General features: G+C 58.7%; 16 protein-coding genes. 12 read left to right on the top strand and 4 right to left on the bottom strand.

Annotated elements, in window-relative coordinates; all coding sequences use genetic code 11:
- Nucleotides 1-51 precede the first annotated feature (51 nt).
- The gene (gene glnE / locus EDF71_RS09420; RefSeq protein WP_133856318.1) at nucleotides 52-2,787 is read left to right on the top strand and encodes a bifunctional [glutamate--ammonia ligase]-adenylyl-L-tyrosine phosphorylase/[glutamate--ammonia-ligase] adenylyltransferase; all 2,736 of its coding nucleotides are present in this window, start codon (nucleotides 52-54) and stop codon (nucleotides 2,785-2,787) included.
- Nucleotides 2,788-3,259: 472 nt separating this feature from the next.
- On the opposite strand, the gene EDF71_RS09415 is transcribed toward glnE, so the two are convergent.
- Complete coding sequence (locus EDF71_RS09415; RefSeq protein ID WP_133856317.1) at nucleotides 3,260-3,883, bottom strand: glutathione S-transferase N-terminal domain-containing protein; 624 nt, start codon at nucleotides 3,881-3,883, stop codon at nucleotides 3,260-3,262.
- Nucleotides 3,884-4,041: 158 nt separating this feature from the next.
- Here EDF71_RS09415 and purB point away from each other — a divergent pair, with 158 nt between their 5' ends.
- Together purB and EDF71_RS09405 are read left to right on the top strand one after the other, a co-directional pair.
- The gene (gene purB / locus EDF71_RS09410; protein WP_133856316.1) at nucleotides 4,042-5,421 is read left to right on the top strand and encodes an adenylosuccinate lyase; all 1,380 of its coding nucleotides are present in this window, start codon (nucleotides 4,042-4,044) and stop codon (nucleotides 5,419-5,421) included.
- A gap of 137 nt (nucleotides 5,422-5,558) precedes the next feature.
- Nucleotides 5,559-6,119, top strand: coding sequence for a YaeQ family protein (locus EDF71_RS09405; RefSeq protein ID WP_133856315.1), 561 nt, complete (start codon nucleotides 5,559-5,561; stop codon nucleotides 6,117-6,119).
- On the opposite strand, the gene EDF71_RS09400 is transcribed toward EDF71_RS09405, so the two are convergent.
- Nucleotides 6,103-6,531 (bottom strand): DUF3717 domain-containing protein, encoded by a 429-nt coding sequence (locus tag EDF71_RS09400; protein ID WP_133856314.1) that lies wholly within the window; start codon nucleotides 6,529-6,531, stop codon nucleotides 6,103-6,105. The two genes, EDF71_RS09405 and EDF71_RS09400, sit on opposite strands and share 17 nt — an antisense overlap.
- A gap of 469 nt (nucleotides 6,532-7,000) precedes the next feature.
- On the opposite strand from EDF71_RS09400, the gene EDF71_RS09395 reads away from it, so the two are divergent.
- Both EDF71_RS09395 and EDF71_RS09390 read left to right on the top strand, forming a co-directional pair.
- Nucleotides 7,001-7,744, top strand: a complete 744-nt coding sequence (locus EDF71_RS09395; RefSeq protein WP_133856313.1) for a TerC family protein — start codon at nucleotides 7,001-7,003, stop codon at nucleotides 7,742-7,744.
- Between the two features lie 67 nt (nucleotides 7,745-7,811).
- On the top strand, nucleotides 7,812-8,252 hold the full coding sequence (locus EDF71_RS09390; protein WP_133856312.1) for a hypothetical protein: 441 nt from the start codon (nucleotides 7,812-7,814) through the stop codon (nucleotides 8,250-8,252).
- A 50-nt stretch (nucleotides 8,253-8,302) separates the two neighbouring features.
- On the opposite strand, the gene tfpZ is transcribed toward EDF71_RS09390, so the two are convergent.
- A complete protein-coding gene (tfpZ, locus tag EDF71_RS09385; RefSeq protein ID WP_279586283.1) occupies nucleotides 8,303-9,061 on the bottom strand; it encodes a TfpX/TfpZ family type IV pilin accessory protein in 759 nt (252 codons plus the stop codon).
- Between the two features lie 80 nt (nucleotides 9,062-9,141).
- On the opposite strand from tfpZ, the gene EDF71_RS09380 reads away from it, so the two are divergent.
- Nucleotides 9,142-9,498: a phage holin family protein gene (locus tag EDF71_RS09380; protein WP_133856310.1), complete on the top strand. Its 357-nt coding sequence runs from the start codon at nucleotides 9,142-9,144 to the stop codon at nucleotides 9,496-9,498.
- On the opposite strand, the gene EDF71_RS09375 is transcribed toward EDF71_RS09380, so the two are convergent.
- The gene (locus tag EDF71_RS09375) at nucleotides 9,466-11,199 is read right to left on the bottom strand and encodes a M48 family metalloprotease (protein WP_243854240.1); all 1,734 of its coding nucleotides are present in this window, start codon (nucleotides 11,197-11,199) and stop codon (nucleotides 9,466-9,468) included. The two genes, EDF71_RS09380 and EDF71_RS09375, sit on opposite strands and share 33 nt — an antisense overlap.
- Before the next feature lie 164 nt (nucleotides 11,200-11,363).
- Between EDF71_RS09375 and moaC the strand changes: the two genes are divergently transcribed.
- The 6 genes from moaC to EDF71_RS09345 all read left to right on the top strand — a co-directional run bounded on the left by moaC (nucleotide 11,364) and on the right by EDF71_RS09345 (nucleotide 18,301).
- Nucleotides 11,364-11,837, top strand: coding sequence for a cyclic pyranopterin monophosphate synthase MoaC (moaC, locus tag EDF71_RS09370; RefSeq protein WP_133856309.1), 474 nt, complete (start codon nucleotides 11,364-11,366; stop codon nucleotides 11,835-11,837).
- Nucleotides 11,838-11,936: 99 nt separating this feature from the next.
- The gene (locus EDF71_RS09365) at nucleotides 11,937-13,247 is read left to right on the top strand and encodes a glycosyltransferase family 39 protein (protein ID WP_133856308.1); all 1,311 of its coding nucleotides are present in this window, start codon (nucleotides 11,937-11,939) and stop codon (nucleotides 13,245-13,247) included.
- Nucleotides 13,248-13,387: 140 nt separating this feature from the next.
- The gene (galE, locus tag EDF71_RS09360) at nucleotides 13,388-14,419 is read left to right on the top strand and encodes a UDP-glucose 4-epimerase GalE (RefSeq protein WP_133856307.1); all 1,032 of its coding nucleotides are present in this window, start codon (nucleotides 13,388-13,390) and stop codon (nucleotides 14,417-14,419) included.
- 33 nt (nucleotides 14,420-14,452) lie between these two features.
- On the top strand, nucleotides 14,453-15,778 hold the full coding sequence (locus EDF71_RS09355; protein WP_133856306.1) for a nucleotide sugar dehydrogenase: 1,326 nt from the start codon (nucleotides 14,453-14,455) through the stop codon (nucleotides 15,776-15,778).
- A gap of 14 nt (nucleotides 15,779-15,792) precedes the next feature.
- Nucleotides 15,793-17,529: an ABC transporter ATP-binding protein gene (locus EDF71_RS09350; RefSeq protein WP_208301018.1), complete on the top strand. Its 1,737-nt coding sequence runs from the start codon at nucleotides 15,793-15,795 to the stop codon at nucleotides 17,527-17,529.
- Between the two features lie 34 nt (nucleotides 17,530-17,563).
- Entirely contained in the window at nucleotides 17,564-18,301 is a 738-nt protein-coding gene (locus tag EDF71_RS09345; RefSeq protein ID WP_133856305.1) for an FkbM family methyltransferase, read from the top strand.

The following is an 18,301-nucleotide window of genomic DNA, read 5'->3' as shown; positions in this document are numbered from 1 at the left end:
ATATGTGAGCATTTGAACAGGTCTGCCGCAGGACATTGTCGATAAAGCGCTATGGCACACACGGATATCACGCCCCCGCAGGCCAGCCTGCCTCTGTCTGAGCATTCGCGCTTTGTCCAGCGCCTGCACCGCCGCTACGAGGGTTTGCTGGATCTGCTGCCCAGCGGCCCTCCTACCCATGCCACCATGGCCCCCACCCTGGCGGCGCTGCAGGCCCAAGGCTATGCGCTGGGCGCTGCACTGCGCATCCTTCGCCAGCTGGTGATGGAGCGCCTGGTGCACCTCGATTGCGACGAGCAGGCGGATCTGCAGACCATTACCCGGGGGGTGACCGAGCTGGCCGAGCTGACCCTGGATGCCGCCTGCACCGCTGCGCGGGCCGAGCTGGACAGCCGCCATGGCGCGCCGCGCGATGCCGATGGCAACCCGGTGCAGCTGTGGGTGATCGGCATGGGCAAACTGGGTGCACGCGAGCTCAATGTCTCCAGCGACATCGACCTGATCTATATCTACGAGCAAGAGGGCGAGACCCTGGGCCAGCCCGATGGCCGGGGCAAGCTCAGCAACCATGAATACTTCATCCGCGCGATCAAGCTGATCTACCAGCTGATTGGCGAGACCACTGAGCACGGCTTTGTGTTCCGCGTGGACCTGATGCTGCGGCCCAATGGCAACTCCGGTCCGGCCGCCATCTCGGTGGCTGCGCTGGAGGACTATCTGCAGACCCATGGCCGCGAGTGGGAGCGCTTTGCCTGGCTCAAGAGCCGCATCGTGGCGCCGCTGGCCGATATCCGCACGCCCAATGTGCAGGCGCTGCGTGGCGCAGTGCTGCCCTTTGTGTTCCGCCGCTATCTGGACTACGCGGTCTTTGATTCGCTGCGCAGCCTGCACCGCCAGATCCGCGAGCATGCGGCCAAGCGCAGCGCGGGCCACCCCGGGCGCGCGAATGACGTCAAGCTCTCGCGCGGCGGCATCCGCGAGATCGAGTTCATCGTGCAGCTGCTGCAGGTGGTGCGGGGCGGCCAGTTCCCCGAGCTGCGCTGCCGCGCCACTCTGGAGGCCCTGCCCCGCCTGGAGCGCGCCAACCTGATGGCGCCCGAGACCGCGCAGGCACTGGCCGACGCCTATATCTTTTTGCGCAAGGTGGAGCACCGCATCCAGTACCTGGACGACCAGCAAACCCATGTGCTGCCCACGCGCGATGACGACCTGCTGTGGATGGCGCAGACCCTGGGCTATGACGACGAGTGCCGCTTTCTGCACCAGCTCGATGCGCACCGCGAGCTGGTCGCGCAGGAGTTTGACAAGCTGCTGGGCGGCAACGAGGCCTGCAAAAGCGGCCAATGCGGCGGCGCCAAGGGGGCCGCTGCCAGCGCGCCCGAGCTGGAGACCGTGCTGCCCAGGCTGCCCGAGGCGGTGCGCGAGCGCGTGCTGCAGTGGCAGCGCAATCCCCGCTACAGCTACCTGAGCGATGCCGGCCGGGGGCGTCTGGTCTTGCTGCTGCAGCGCACCGCCCAGTGGCTGAGCCAGGGCCAGGTCAGTGAGATCGCCGCCGTGCGCTTGGCCGACTGGATGGAATCGCTGCTGCGCCGCGAAAGCTATCTGGCGATGCTGCAGGAGCGCCCGGCTGTGCATGAAAAGCTGATGCACATGCTGGGTGCGGCCAAATGGCCGGCCCGCTACATGCTGCAGCATCCGGGCGTGATCGACGAGCTGGCCAGCGATGCGCTGATGCACGAGCGCTTCAACCCGCAGGAGTTTGAGGCCGACTTGGAGCGGCGCCGTGCCGCGCTGCAATCCACCGCCGAAGACGATGACGAGAACCTGCTGAACCTGCTGCGCCGCGCACAACATGCCGAAACCTTCCGCACCCTGGCGCGCGACATCGAGCAGCAGATCACCGTCGAGCAAGTGGCCGACGACCTGTCGGCACTGGCCGATGCCGTGCTGCGCGTGACCACGCGCTGGTGCTGGGGCCGGCTCAAGAGCGCCCACCGCGAGGAGCCGCAGTTCGGCATCATCGGCTACGGCAAGCTTGGCGGCAAAGAGCTGGGCTACGGCAGCGATCTGGACATCGTCTTTGTGTTCGATGACGACGACGAACGCGCGCCCGAGGTCTATTCCGCCTTTGTGCGCAAGCTCATCAGCTGGCTCACGGTCAAGACCGGCGAAGGCGACCTGTTCGAGATCGACACCGCGCTGCGCCCCAACGGCAACTCCGGCCTGCTGGTCACCAGCTTTGAGTCCTACGCCAACTACCAGCAGCAGCGCGGCAGCAACACCGCCTGGACCTGGGAGCACCAGGCAATGACGCGTGCCCGCTTTGTGATGGGCAGCGCCGAGCTCGCAGCGCGTTTTGACGCGGTGCGCGAAGCGGTGATCACCGCCCCGCGCGACGCCGCAGCGCTGCGCAGCGAGATCGCCACCATGCGCGAGCGCGTGCGCAGCGCCCATGCAGTGCCGGCCGGCTTGTTCGATGTCAAGCACAGCGTGGGCGGCATGATGGATGTGGAATTTGCCGTGCAGTACCTGATCTTGCTGCACTCGGCTTGCAATCCCCAATTGCGTCCCAACCTGGGCAACATCACCTTGTTGCGTCGTGCCGAAAGTGCAGGTTTGCTGCCCGAGGGCATGGGCGAGGCGACGGCGAATGCCTACCGCGCTTTGCGCCGTGTGCAACATTTGGCCAGGCTGAACGAGGCGCCCACCCAGGTGCCCGAGACCGCCTTGCTGGAAGAGCAACACACGGTGCGGGCGCTGTGGAAAACGGTGTTACAGACTGCATAAGTCCTGCAGAAAGACCGATGGAACTCGGGAATTCATAAGGGTTTATACTGCGCCTCCACCGGTCGCTAGCATTCACTTACGTGCAAGAGCATTCAAAACGATGTACTATCGAGCCATGCAAGTCGATTAATTCGACGAATGATAACGGAATGAAACAAATTATTTATTTGTTTACAATACATTTATGGTGACTGGCGGAAACTTAAAACCGCCCCTCTACTCTGTGAACCATGTAAAGGCGATAGACGCAGTTTTTACGTACCCTTTTTAATGTTGCGAAGTCTTTCAGGCCCAATTCGGCATGACTGCAAACCTGAAGTGCTTCTCCTCCCTCCCTCTCTATCATTCACTTCGGGACGCTTCGCAACTTTTTTTATACCCAGGCCCAGTCCAGACGACTGGGCCTTTTTTTTGTGCGCCTCAGAACCTGTTCAAGACAGTGTCGCGGCGCGACGAGACTTGGAACAGGTTCTCAAAGCTGGGGTGGTGTCGCCGCAAAGCTGGGGCGGGCTTCCAGCCGCTCCAGCAGCTGCGCCAGGTTGGGATAGCGCTCAGCCCAGTCCAGTTCCGGAAAGCGGAAGCGCAGCCAGGCCAGCGCGCAGCCCACGGCGATATCGGCCAGGCTGATGTGCACGCCGCTGCCGGCAAAGTAGGTTTTCTGGCCCAGGCCGTTGCTCATGGCCTCCAGGCCCGCCCAGACCTTGCCCAGCTGGCGCTCCACCCAGGCGGGGCTGCGCTGCTCAGGGGTGCGGCCCGCAAAGGCATGCTCCATGCGCGCCAGCACGGCGGCATCCAGCACGCCATCGGCCAGCGCTTCCCAGCTGCGCACTTCGGCACGCTCACGGCCGAGGTTCGGTATCAGCCGCCCCACTGGCGACAAGGTATCCAGGTACTCGACGATTACCCGTGAATCGACCAGCACGGAGCCATCGTCCAGCACCAGACAGGGCACCTTGCCCAGCGGGTTGACCGCGGCAATCGTGGCCCGGTCGCCCCAGACATCCATGGTCTCCAGGCGGTAATCGAGTTTTTTCTCGGCCAGCACCACGCGCACCTTGCGCACATAGGGACTGGTCAGGCTTCCTAGCAATTTCATAGCTTCAGGCTCAGGCAGGTGGCGTCTATTCGGCCTGCAGGGCCCTTGCGCCATCGGTGGGCAGGCGGGCCTTGCGGGGCATTTGCAGCCCCTTGATTGTAAATAGGCAATGCCAGACTACCGATGCGGCAAACGGCCCGCTCCTACAATAGCGGCCCATGAGCCTGTCTTCCCTTACCGCCCTTTCTCCGCTGGATGGCCGCTACGCCTCCAAACTGTCCACCCTGCGCCCGATCATGAGCGAATTTGGCTACATGCATCGCCGTGTACAGGTGGAGATCACCTGGTTCATCGCGCTGTCCGATGCCGGTTTTGCCGAGTTCTCGCCGCTGTCCGAAGGTGCACGCAGCTACCTGCACGGCCTGGTGAACAACTTCAGCGAAGCCGATGCCCAGGCGATCAAGGACATCGAAAAGACCACCAACCACGACGTGAAGGCGGTGGAGTACTGGATCAAGAGCAAGTTCGAGGCGCGCCCAGAGCTGCTCAAGGCGGCCGAGTTCGTGCACTTTGCCTGCACCAGCGAAGACATCAACAACACCAGCCATGCGCTGCAGATCCGCGCCGGCCGCGACCAGGTGATCCTGCCGGGCCTGGACCGCGTAGTGCTCAAGCTGCGCGAGATGGCGCACCAGTACGCCGCTGTGCCCATGCTCAGCCGCACCCACGGCCAGACCGCCAGCCCCACGACCGTGGGCAAGGAACTGGCCAACGTGGTCGTGCGCCTGCAAGGAGCGATGGACCGCATTGCCAACGTCAAGCTGCTGGCCAAGATGAACGGCGCCGTGGGCAACTACAACGCCCACCTGTCGGCCTGGCCAGAATTTGACTGGGAAAGCTTCAGCAAGAACGTGGTGGAAAAGCACGAGCCCCAGGGCCTGGGCCTGACTTTCCAGCCCTACTCGATCCAGATCGAGCCGCATGACTACATGGCCGAGCTGTTCGACGGCATCGCCCGTGCCAACACCATCCTGATCGACCTGTCGCGCGACATCTGGGGCTATGTCTCGGTGGGCTACTTCAAGCAGCGCCTGAAGGCCGGCGAAATCGGCTCGTCCACGATGCCGCACAAGGTCAACCCGATCGACTTCGAAAACGCCGAAGGCAACCTGGGCCTGGCCAATGCACTGCTGCGCCACCTGTCGGAGAAGCTGCCGATCAGCCGCTGGCAGCGTGACCTGACCGACTCGACCGTGCTGCGCAATATCGGCGTGGCCACTGGTTACGCCGCACTGGCCTACACCTCGCTGATGACCGGCCTGAACAAGCTGGAGCTGAACGAAGAGCGCCTGGCCGAAGACCTGGACAATGCCTGGGAAGTGCTGGCCGAGCCGATCCAGACCGTCATGCGCCGCTATGGCGTGCAGGGCGCTTACGAGAAGCTCAAGGAAGTCACCCGTGGCAAGACCGTGCGCGCCGAAGACCTGCACCAGCTGATCAACAGCCTGGAGATCCCGCAGGCCGACAAGGAACGCCTGCTGGCCATGACCCCGGCCAGCTACATCGGCAAGGCCACTGAGCTGGCCCAGCGCGTTTAAGCCCCTTAGACCCCCCGAGGCCAGGCGTTCCCTGGCCTCTTGTCTTTTTCCTCTCAGCGTCCGGCAGACCGCACAGCGACTGCCGGACGCGCCGGATTCACCCCCGAAGCCCAGGCTTCGTCACCAGACCCTGCCCCATGGCTATCAAATCCACGATCTACAAGGCCAATCTCTCGATTGCCGATATCGACCACAACTACTACGCCGACCACAACCTGACCCTGGCGCGCCACCCCAGCGAAACCGACGAGCGCATGATGGTGCGCCTGGTGGCGCTGGCGCTGAACGCCCACCAGCTGCAGGACCTGTGCAATGGCGACGGCACGCTGGGCTTTGGCGCCGGCCTGTCCGACCCGGACAACCCCGATGTGCACCTGACCGACTTCACCGGTGCCAAGCGCGTCTGGATCGAAGTGGGCCAGCCCGAAGAAAAGCCGATCACCAAGGCCTGCAACAAGTCGGACCACATGCTGGTCTACTGCTTCAACCATGCGGCCGAGATCTGGTGGAAGGGCCTGGAAGGCAAGCTCGCGCGCCAGGAAAAGCTGGAAGTGTTTCGCCTGCCAACCGAGGTGTCGCAATCGCTGGCCGATCTGGCCGAGCGCAGCATGCAACTGCAGGCCACCATCCAGGAAGGCCAGCTGACCTTGTCCAGCGACAAGGGCACCGTCTTTGTAGAACCTATTCGCTGGAAGTGATGCCGCCCGCGGAACGCGCCCGTTCCGCATAGCGGTTGAAGCGCCAGGCCGTGCCCTGCAGGCTGATGCGCCGCCACACCGCCCGCTTTTGCATGGGGCTGTAGGCCAGCCAGTGCTGCACCTCGTCAAAACTGCGGCCGCAGCCCTTGCAGACTTCATCGCCCTGGCTGGTGGAGCAGATGGCGATGCAGGGCGTATCCGGTGTGGTCTCCCACCAGGCGAGCCAGGCCTGCATGGCCACATCCCCCATGTCGCGGGCCGCCACCGCATCCCGGCGCTGGTAGACCAGCTGCGCATAGACCTCGGCCAACGCTGCAACCTGGGGCGACAACGACGCGCCCGGGCCACTGGGCGCGCGCTGGCGCCAGTGGTTGATGGCCGCTTCCAGGTCGGTCAGGTGGATGGATTCCATAGCTGCGGGGATGATAGCCCTGCGACCGCACAAACTCCAAGCGCCCTTACTCATGACTTGTTCACAGCTTGTTATCCACAGGTGTGGGCAAACACAAACATGCGGGAATACTCTGTGCCCCGGCCCGGTCTTTGTCACTCAACAGCGCTTTGTTTGTGTTCCAATACGCGCTGACGAAGGGGAGTAGCTCCCGTTGATGCCTTGCCAGCGGCAAGCGCAGAGACATGTAATGCGTCGTCAGTACGAAGCCTCACGGCTTCCGGCGCGTTAGGTTCATGGCCCACATGATCTGAGCAAGACCTTTGAAAACCATGGTGCCGCACCACAGGTCTTTCGAAGCTACTGCCCCGGCTGTTGGCCGTTTTAAAGCGCCAACACCGAACAACGTCGCCTCCCTGACTTGTAACGACACCCTACCGGCTGGTCTGTGCATGGTGCATGGGCCGCCTTTTCAAAATTAGGTGCCTACATGGACTTGGATTTTCTGACGCACGCGCCCTTCTGGATTGCACTGGGCCAAATCATCATCATCGACATCCTGCTCGGCGGGGACAACGCGGTGGTGATTGCCCTGGCTTGCCGCAAGCTGCCCCCTGACCTGCGCCGCAAAGGCATCATCTTTGGTACCGCTGGCGCGATCATCTTGCGTGTCATCCTGATCGCGTTCGCGATGTTCCTGCTGGCTCTGCCCTTCCTGAAGTTTGTCGGCGCCATCTTGCTGTTCTGGATCGGCGTCAAGCTGCTGGTGCCGGAAGACGAAGACCACGGCAACATCCAAGGCAGCGACCGCCTGTTTGCTGCTATCAAGACCATCATCGTTGCCGACCTGGTGATGAGCGTGGACAACGTGATCGCCATTGCTGGCGCCGCGCAGAACGCCGGTGACGAGCACCACATGCTGCTCATCATCCTGGGCCTGCTGATCTCGATCCCGATCATCGTCTGGGGCAGCCAGCTGGTCATCAAGCTGATGGAGCGCTTCCCGATGGTCATCACCGCCGGCGGCATGCTGCTGGGCTGGATTGCAGGCGGCATGCTGGTCTCTGACCCCGTGTTTGCCAACCCCGACAAGTGGACCTGGATGTTCAAGATCGACCAGAGCAAGACCCTGCATTACGCAGCCGCTGCCGCTGGCGCACTGATCGTGCTGGCGCTGGGCAAATGGCTGGCCAGCAAAAAAGCCAAGGAACTCCCAGCGGCCAACGTACACTAAGCCCATACCCGCCCTCTACCACCACCGCTGGCAGCCCCACGCTGCCAGCCCCACTTAGGCCACTTGGATGAACGTAAAAATAGTCTTTGTAGATGATGCCGCCTTTGCCCTGCAGCGCTTGAACGAGTGCGCAACCATCAACGACGAGCACTGGGTGCTGGTGGCTTGCGCCCCCAAGATCACCCGCAGGGCCAGCCGCTGGGGCAATCGCAGCACCCTCGAAAAGTGGCGCAACAAGTGGGCCAAAAACCTGTTTGAGGGCCTGATCCCGCAAAGCACCCAGCTGCAGCGCGCCCGCGTCTCGACCCATATCTCGGAAGTCAGCGTTCAGCAAATGACCGCCCAGCTGCATTCTGAGTACCCCGAGGCCGAAGTGCTGGACTGGCGCCGCCCCAAGGCCATCTCCGAGCCGCCATCGGCCGACTTTGTGCCACGCCCTGCCAAGCTGGCAGGCTCGCTGCTGGGCATTCTGGGTATCTGCTTCAGCTTGGTGCTCGACGGCGCGTAAGCCATCAGTCCCATCACCCAACACAAAGCGCCTTCGGGCGCTTTGTTGTTTCAGTTCTCGAACGAGTCGATGTCGAGGTAATAAGGCTTGTCCAACTGGTGCTTGTCCAGCACCACGGTCCAGAATGCATCCTTGACAATGAGCGGCACATAGACTGCGTTGTCCAATGCCAGCTGGTGGTCGGCCAGCAGTTGCCGGATCTTGTCAGCCTGCTTTGGGAAGCGATCGATCAGGCGCTGCACCGAATGCGCCTGCGCAAGCACCTCGGGTTTTACTGTGTCATATGGCACCCATAGATTCGCCTGCGCAGCTTCGGAAATGCCACCCAATGCCAGCATGGTGGAATTGGTTTGCTCCTCATTGTTTGCCGGCTTGCGCAGCCCCAGCATCTTCGGTCCCCACAATGGCAAACCATGGGGAATCACTGCACTGGCTTTGCGCACTTCCTGCGGATCGGGCTCATTGGCATGCACCACGCGAAAGCGGTAGTACTCAAACCCCACAAAGACCGGCCGCGCCTGCAGCACAGTGTAGACGCCATAGCCCAGCGCTGCCAGTTGCACACAGGCAATCACGGCAACATCCAAGAGGTTGGTGCGCAGCGGCTTTTTCTTGTTGAAGACCACCCAGGTCAGCAGCGGGCCCAGAATCAGGTCCACGCCAAAAATCAACTCCATCAGATCCTGGCCACCGGACAACTGGTAGAAAGGCGCCGGGTACCAGACAAAGTAGATCAGGCAGAACACGGCACTGAGAAGCACCAGTCCCACCAAAAAATGAATTCCGGCCGCTTTGAATTTTTCCCTCATTCCTTCACCCTTTTTATGGATCCTGCGCGTCTGTCTTCTGCACATGACCTGCGCGAAATTATGCAGTAAGCTATGTCCGCATGAAGATCCTGCTCAAATGGCTGCTCTCCGCAGTCGCCCTGCTCTGTGTCGCCTACCTCTACAGTGGTGTGGAAATCCGCAGCTTTGGCGCGGCGCTGATTGCAGCGCTGCTGATAGGGCTGTGCAATGCCATCGTGCGACCGGTGCTGATTGTGCTGACCCTGCCCGTCACCATCCTGACCTTGGGCCTGTTCATCTTTGTCATCAACGCGCTGATGTTCTGGGCCGCCTCCGGCATCGCAGGCAGCGGCTTTGTGGTGCATGGCTTCTGGGCTGCGCTGATCGGCTCGGTTCTCTACTCGGTCATCAGCCTGGTCATCGAGTCACTTACGGGCCGCCTGCTCCTTGGCAAGTGATTGCATCTCGCGCAAGCGGGTGTCGATGATCGAGGCCTCGTAGTAGTCATTGCGGTTTGGGCTGTTGCGTGCCATGTCCTGCCCGGCGCGCAGGCGGTCTACCGCTGCCGCATAGTCATACTGCGCAGCCCGGCTCTCGGCCTCCGCGCGGATGGAGCGCAGCGGCTGGTTCTGCTGGCGCAGCACCCACGACAGCGCAAGCCAAGCCCCCGCATCCTTGGGCCACTGCACCACCAGGGTCTGCAGGCGGCTGCTGGTCTGGCGCAGGACCCCGTCATAGGCCGTCAAACCCGTGGCAGGCAGCTGCGCCAAGGCCTGTGCAGCCAGCACCAGGTCGGGCCGATCGCTGCTCTGGCCTGCATCGTCGCCCACCACGGCCTTGACCTCCGGCAGCAGCACATCGCGGCTGCTGTCCTGGATGCTCAGCGACTTGTCCGAGCCCTGGGTAATCACTGCCTCGTTGACCAGGCCAGTCATCGCATTGCTGACCGTCACCGAAGTGCTGCCGGTCTTGCTGGCAGGAGGCTTGAGGGGTTGGATCTTGGCCAGCGCCGCCAACGCATCCTGCGGCTGGCGGTTCCGCAGTGCGACATCGGCACGCAGCAGTTGCGCCTGGCGCATCGCATCGGGGTGGGCCTGCACGGTGGCATCCAACTGGTCCAACGCCGCCAGCGCTTCAGCATGGCGCCCCAGCTGGTTGTGGGACATGGCTGCCAGATACCAGACACCTGCCTGCTGGTCCAATGAGCGGTTGGCAAAATCGGCCGCTGTGGTCAGCTGCACCCACTGGTGCAGCACCTGGGGCTCAGGTTTGGACAGCAGGCGCGCCCGGGCCGACATCATCTGCGCCACCATGCCCGTGTCCTGCGGTTTGCGTGCAGCACCGGCGGGCAAGCGCGACTGCATGTCGGCAATGCGCTCGGTGGTCAGCGGGTGGGTGCGCAAGTAAGGCCAACTGCCGTTGTCATTCATGCGGTTGGCTTGCTGCAGTTTCTCGAACATGCTGACAAAACCCGCTTGCGAGTAGCCGGCTGGTGGCATCAGGCTCATGCCGGTACGGTCTGCCTCGCGCTCCATATCGCGTGAGAAGTTCAGTTGCGACTGGATGGCCGCAGCCGAACTGCCCACCATCAGCGCCTGTGCCGCAGCCGGGTTCTTGCTCGCAGCCAACGCGCCCAAAATCATGCCGGCAATCATCACTGGCGTCATGCGCGACTGGCGGGCCAACATGCGTGCAATATGGCGTTGGGTGATGTGGCTCATCTCGTGGGCCAACACCGAGGCCAGCTCGTCGCGGCTACCGACCACGCCCACCAGACCGGTCTGCACCCCCATAAAACCGCCAGGCAGCGCAAAGGCATTCACGGTGGCATCCTGGATCAGCATCACCTGCCAGGCAAAACGTTCCTGCAGTTCTGACGTCAAGGTGCCGCGCTGGCGCGCTGCCAGCATCAGCTCCTGCCAGATGCCGTTGACGTACTCATACAGAATCGCGTCATCCAGAAACTGCGGATCGCGGTAGATCTCGCGCGCAATGTCATCGCCCAGGCGCCGCTCTTCGCTGGTGGTCATCTCGGCGCCTTCGCCCATCGCTGGCAAGCTGGTGTCGGCCCGCGCCTGCAGGGGCGCCAGGGTGGCCACTGCCGCCATTTGGGCGGCCAGCAATGCACATGCTGTGCGTTTAAAAAACCATGTATTCATTCAAAATTCCGTGCGGCAGCAGATGCTGAATCTGAATCAAGCCAGAGGAAGGACAGAGCGGACTCCCTGCCATCAAGCCTTCACCCCAACACGTATGATGAAGCACCACTGCACAAGTTGCATCCTGTATTGCCGCTTGTGACGTATTGAACACGGAAAGCACCATGACTGAACTCACCCATTTCGACGCCCAGGGCCAGGCCCATATGGTCGATGTAGGCGCCAAGCCTAACACCCATCGCATCGCTATCGCGGAGGGCTTCATCACCATGCAGGCGGCCACCTTGGACATCATTGCCGCGGGCACGGCCAAAAAAGGCGATGTACTGGGTATTGCACGCATAGCCGGCATCATGGCGGCAAAGAAGACCAGTGAGCTGATACCGCTGTGCCACCCGATTGCGCTGACGAAAGTGTCAGTGGAGTTCGAGATAGTTGCGGCGCAGCAAGCCATCCGCTGCCACACCCGCACCGAGACCGTAGGCCCGACCGGCGTCGAGATGGAAGCGCTCACCGCCACACAGATCGCGCTGCTGACGATTTATGACATGTGCAAGGCGGTGGACAAAGCGATGGTCATCGGTGGTGTTCGGTTGCTGGAGAAGCAAGGGGGCAAGTCGGGCACATATATTGCGTAACGGCTGACACCTCATCATCACTGCTCACCGGCGATCGCTTCCACAACCAGCACGGTGCAAGTGCCTGGACACCCCACCCCTTCCACCACTGAATTTCGAATGCTGCAAAACAGAAAGTCGGCTGTTAACTTTTGCCTGGTGCTGATCGTGCTGCTTGGCGCATTTCTCAGAATCCATACGGCGACTAACACCTTGGCAGAGGCCCCCTTGCGGGCCGACGCAGGTCAGTACTACAGCTACGCATACAACCTGCGCTTCAATGGTGTGTATTCCCATGAGTTCTGGACACGATCCAACAATCCGGAATACCGGCCTTCTGCCGATGCTGTGCGCTCACCAGGCTACCCGCTATTTCTTCTGGCCTTTGTTGAAAAATCCCCCTCGCTCAAAGGAATTCTTCAGATAAGCCTGGCTCAGGCAGCTTTAGGGATATTTTCTCTGCTATTGGTGTTTGGCATTGCACGCAAAATCCTTCCAGGGGCCTGGCCGCTTGCACCCACCTTTCTGACAGCCATATCACCCCAGCTGGTTAACGTAGAAACCTATATATTGTCTGAAAGCCTTTTCGGCTTTCTCTTATTACTCGCCGTCTACGTTTGCACCCGCTATAAAAGTGAAGACCGCAACAGCAGCACCTTGATTGTTGCCGGTTTCTTGTTTGGCATCGCCACCTTGGTCAGACCTACTACGCAGTACTTTCTACCGGTGCTCTTGCTGTATGTGGCGCTGGCTTCTAGGCGACAACTGCAGTGGCAGCACTATGCAGCCATCGCATGCGCTTTCATCTTGCCCAGTGCCCTCTGGATGCTAAGAAATCTCATCACCCTGGGCATCACCTCAGACCCGACACTCACCATCAATACGCTGGTTCATGGCCATTACCCCGGCATGATGTACAACGCTGATCCCGCGACTTTGGGCTATCCCTACCGGTTCGACCCCAAGATCCAGGAACTCTCATCATCAGTCAGCAGTGCCTTGTCTGGCATTTGGGAGCGTGTTGTGGATCAACCCGCACAGTACCTGCAGTGGTACTTACTGGGAAAACCTGTTGAGTTCTTGTCTTGGTCGGATGCCTCTGCGGACCAAGGCTTCTTCACCTACCCTGCTTTGCAGAGCCCCTACCTCAGCTCTAAATTCTTTATCTTCAGTTATGTCTTGATGCGGCATACGCACTGGATATGGGTGGTATTGGCTATCTTGGCTAGCCTTTATTTATTGCTCAAATTCTTCAAGCAATCCAATGCCATCAATGCCACAAGCGTACTCTTGGCATCTGTATTCATCTACTTCATCGGTATTCACAGCGTAGGGTTCCCTATCGCCAGATATAACACACCCATTCTTGCATTGATTTTCATTTTGGCTTTTTTATTTTTACACACACTGACTGAGAAAATAAAAAGCTAGCCCGGAAATAATTAACATTTCATATCTTTAGATATGCAGCAATTCAGGCTATGCTTCATATCTTATTCTCATTTTCAAAAAATACGCCGTACATCCTGAAAATGTGCGGTCGATAAGAATGAACAAAGAGAGGGCACCTCATGCATGTGCTTGTGACTGGAGGAGCGGGCTACATTGGCTCGCATACATGTTTGCATCTGCTGCAAAGCGGAATGGATGTCACCGTCATCGACAACTTCTGCAACAGCTCGCCCGAGGCGCTGAACCGGGTGCAGGTGCTCAGCGGACGCAGCCTAATTGTTGAGCAAGGCGATGTTCGCGACGCAGCACTGCTCGACCAGGTTTTCCAACGCGGCCAGGCCATTGATGCCGTGATCCATTTCGCAGGCCTCAAGGCGGTTGGCGAATCGGTCGCAGAGCCTACCCGCTACTACGACAACAACGTCGCCGGCTCGCTGTCCGTTATACAGGCCATGGAACGCGCCTCGGTCAGCACCCTGATTTTTTCATCCACGGCCACCGTCTATGGAAACCCTTCCTCCGAGGATCTTCCATTGCGCGAGACCGCGCCTTGCGGCTTCACGCTCAGCCCCTATGCCACCAGCAAATGGATGGTTGAACGCTGCCTGGCAGATCTGCATCTGGCGCAACCCCATTGGCGCATAGCGTGCTTGCGCTATTTCAACCCTGTTGGTGCACATCAAAGCGGACGGATTGGCGAGAATCCGCGTGGCATCCCCAACAACCTCGTCCCCTACATCAGCCAGGTCGCCTTGGGCATGCGCGAGAAAGTCTCGGTCTATGGCAACGACTACGCCACCCCGGATGGCACTGGCGTACGCGACTATATCCATGTCATGGACCTGGCAGAGGGGCACGGCGCTGCCCTTGAATATTTGGGCAAACAACCGCAGGGCACGCTGCTCACCTTGAACCTTGGCACCGGCCAAGGTGCCTCAGTGCTGGATGTGATCAATACCTTCAGCGCTGCCTGCGGTCGCCCCATTCCGTTCCAAGTTGTTGCCCGCCGCCCCGGCGATGTGCCAATGCTGTGCGCTGACGCCACACTTGCCAACCAGCTCCTGAATTGGCAAGCAACACGCAGTCTTGCGCAAATGTGCCAAGACAGCTGGCACTGGCAAACCCATAACCCCCAGGGCTACGATGCATAGCCGCTGCTCACCGTAATTTTTCGCGTTCTCACCATGACCACTATCGACAACAACACCAACCCATTGACCCGGCTGGGGCAGCGCATTGCCTCAGGCCGGGCCACTGTTGGTATTTTTGGCCTTGGCTATGTCGGGCTGCCGCTGGCCCTGCGCTTTGCCGAAGTAGGCATCAAAGTGATCGGCTTTGACATTGATCTGAACAAAGTGCAATTGCTCAACCAGGGCCAAAGCTACATTGAGCGCTTGACACCAGCGCTGGTGCAGGCTGCCCAGTCACAGGGCTTTGAGGCCACGGCCGATTTCAGCCGAACCCAGGAACTCGACGCGTTGATCATCTGCGTCCCCACGCCGCTCAACGCCCAGCGTGAGCCTGACTTGAGCTTTATCGTCAATACGGTAGAAGCGGCGCTTCCTTATATGCAGGAAGGCCAGTTGATGAGCCTGGAGAGCACCACCTGGCCAGGAACCACAGAAGAGATACTTGCACCCCGCTTGCAAACCCAAGGCTTGGTCCCCGGCCACAACTGCGCCCTGGTGTTTTCCCCAGAGCGCGAAGACCCCGGCAACCCCCACTATGGCACCAAAGACATACCCAAGGTCATTGGCGGCATGACTGCGTCCTGCCTGCAACTGGGTCAGGCCTTGTATGAGCTGGCCATTCAGACCATGGTCCCGGTCAGCAGCACCAAGGCAGCAGAAATGACCAAGTTGCTCGAGAACATCCATCGCAGTGTGAACATTGGCCTGGTCAACGAGATGAAGATTGTGGCTGACAAGATGGGCATCAATATCCACGAAGTGATCGATGCGGCCGCCACCAAGCCCTTCGGTTTTGTGCCCTACAAGCCAGGTCCAGGCTTAGGCGGCCATTGCATCCCTATCGATCCGTTCTACCTGACCTGGAAGGCCAGAGAGTACGGAGTCAATACACGGTTTATTGAGCTTGCCGGTGAGATCAATCACTACATGCCGCAGTGGGTGGTGGGCAAAGTTGCTGATGCTCTAAATGAATGTGGAAAGGCGATTAATGGCAGCCGCATTCTGGTACTTGGCCTTGCGTACAAAAAGAACATAGACGACACGCGTGAATCCCCTGCGGTAGAGATTCTGGATTTGCTGCGGACCAAAGGCGCGCAAATAGATTACAGCGACCCGCATGTTCCAGTTTTTCCGCGAAAGCGTGACTATCACTTCGATTTGCAATCCGTTGCGCTCGATGCAGGCAACATCGCCAGCTACGATTGCCTAGTACTGGCGACCGATCACGACAATTTCAACTACGCGCTAGTGCTAGAGCACGCAAAGCTGGTTGTCGACACGCGTGGACGACTGTCTGGACCCAATGTCCTACGGGGTTGAAGAGGTAAACGGCCGTGCATAACACACTGCAGAAAATCTGGACACTGTTCACACCAGGTGAGCAGAGAAGAACCGTGCTGATGCTCATGCTTGTCATACTAATGGCCCTGGCTGAGACGGTAGGGGTGATCTCAATCATGCCGTTCTTAACGGTCCTGGCCCGCACAGACGTAATTCACGAGAACGCCTGGCTAAGCAAAATCTACCAGCACTTTAGCTTTACCAGCACAAACGCATTCATCATCGCCTTGGGCTTTACTTCCATGGCGCTGGTTATCGCATCGTCACTGTTCAAGGCAGTCACGCTGCATACTATCAACCGCTTCATCTACATGCTCCGTCACTCGCTTAGCGCGCGGTTGCTGTCGCGCTACCTGCACCAGCCATACGAGTTCTTTTTGATGCGGAATCCTGCCGAGCTGTCCAAAAACGTCTTGTCCGAGGCAGACCAACTCACATTCAGCCTGCTGCAGCCTCTGGCACAGTTAATCGCACATGGCACTGTCATGCTCGCGATGGTCGCGCTGATCGTGGCTTATGACCCGTGGATGGCCGCCGGCATTGTTGTAGCTGTGGGGTTGCTGTATGGGACTATCTATCTGCTGGTGCGCGGCCGACTTCGACGAACCGGGAACGCACGGCAGGAGGCAGATGTGGGACGCTACAAAAGTTGTTCAGAGGCGCTGGCCAGCATAAAAGATGTGAAGGTCACCCATACTGCAGATGCCTGGCTGAGCACTTACTCACGCCATTCGCGAGAATTTTCGCGCCACATGGCGTCGGTTGAAACCATTACTGCTTCCCCGCTCTACATCGTGGAAGCCGCCGGCTATACGGGGCTGATTATCATCGCACTGATCCTACTTCAGCAGAGCAACGACGTGGCTCATGTTTTGCCCGCACTTGGAATGTATGGCTTTGCTGCATATCGGCTATTACCCGCAGCGCAAATCATGTATCGGGGGTTTGCCAAGCTGCAATACTCCAACGCTACGCTGGACATCATTCACAACGACATAAAGCTGACCGACGAGCCCACACAGCAAAGCAGCGAAATGCTGCGTCCGCAGCACGAAATACGCCTGAGCGGTATCTTTTACGCTTACCCATCGACTCCCCAAAAACCCGTTTTGTATGACTTTGATCTAAAAATTCCGGCCAATACTAGCCTAGGCATTGCCGGAGCCAGCGGCAGCGGTAAAAGCACACTCATGGATATTTTACTGGGTCTGCTTCAACCGCAAGCGGGCATGCTGAGTGTGGATGGTCAGCGGATAGACGTCAGCAACGTGCATTCCTGGCAGCGTGCCATTGGCTATGTGCCGCAAAACATCTACTTAAGCGATACGAGCGTAGCCGCCAATATTGCATTTGGCGTACCACCAGATGACATCGACATGCAGGCAGTCAAGCGAGCTGCCCGCTCCGCACAGATCCATGACTTTGTGGTGGATGAATTACCCCAAGGGTACTCTACGCTGGTGGGTGATCGCGGCATCCGCCTGTCTGGAGGACAACGCCAGCGCATCGGCATTGCGCGTGCGCTGTATCGTGATCCGCCCGTATTACTGATGGACGAGGCGACCAGTGCATTGGATTCGAAAACAGAAGAGGCGGTAAATGAAACTGTGCGCACTCTTTCAAGCAGCAGAACAATAATAGTGATTGCACACAGAGAAACTTCGCTACGCGCATGTACTGGAATATTTAGAATAATAAATGAAACCGGGTCCAGGAATCCCAAATTCTAATTAATTGATGGAATAAAAAAAATCATCAAATACCATGAAAATAACCAAGTATCTCCCCGAGGGCACCGTTATTGCCATACGCTACATCCTTCATAAGATAAATCGATATAGAAATGCAATTTACGCACAAGAAGGCGAAGACGTAATATTGGAACGTATTATTAATATCGAGGCAGGAAAGATGAAAGGCTTCTATATTGATATAGGCGCCCATCATCCATCTCGATTTTCGAACACATTCTTCTTCTACAAACGGGGATGGAATGGAATCAACATTGATGCGCAGCCTGGCGTTATGAGACTTTTCAATGCCGTTCGACCTCGCGACATAAATTTGGAAATGTGCGTCTCCAATAAACGCGAGACACTTGAATTTCACATTTTTGGCGAACCAGGCTTGAACAGCGCTGACCCAGATACGGCCCAACGTCGCAAAAAAGATATATCTGACAATTCTGGATTTATCAAAACCGTCAAAGTACGCGCCGATACGCTAAAGGCAATATTGGATACGCACTGCCCCGATAAACAGCACATCGACTTTATGAGCATAGATGTCGAGGGCATGGATCTAAAAGTGCTTCAATCAAATGATTGGACCAAATATCGCCCTGACCATATTCTAATTGAACAGCTTGGGGAAACATATTATTCGCTAAGCAACAGTGAAATCGCCATTTACCTAGAGCAAGTAGGTTATTTACCTTTCTCAAAATTGGTGCATACGGTGATTTACCGCAAAAAAGATATGGCACCGCTTCAATATTTTTAA

Origin of the sequence: Comamonas sp. JUb58 (genome assembly GCF_004364775.1) — a bacterium.
GTDB lineage: Bacteria > Pseudomonadota > Gammaproteobacteria > Burkholderiales > Burkholderiaceae_C > Comamonas.
Note: the sequence above shows the minus strand (reverse complement) of the source record. Positions and strands in the feature narration are given on the sequence as shown.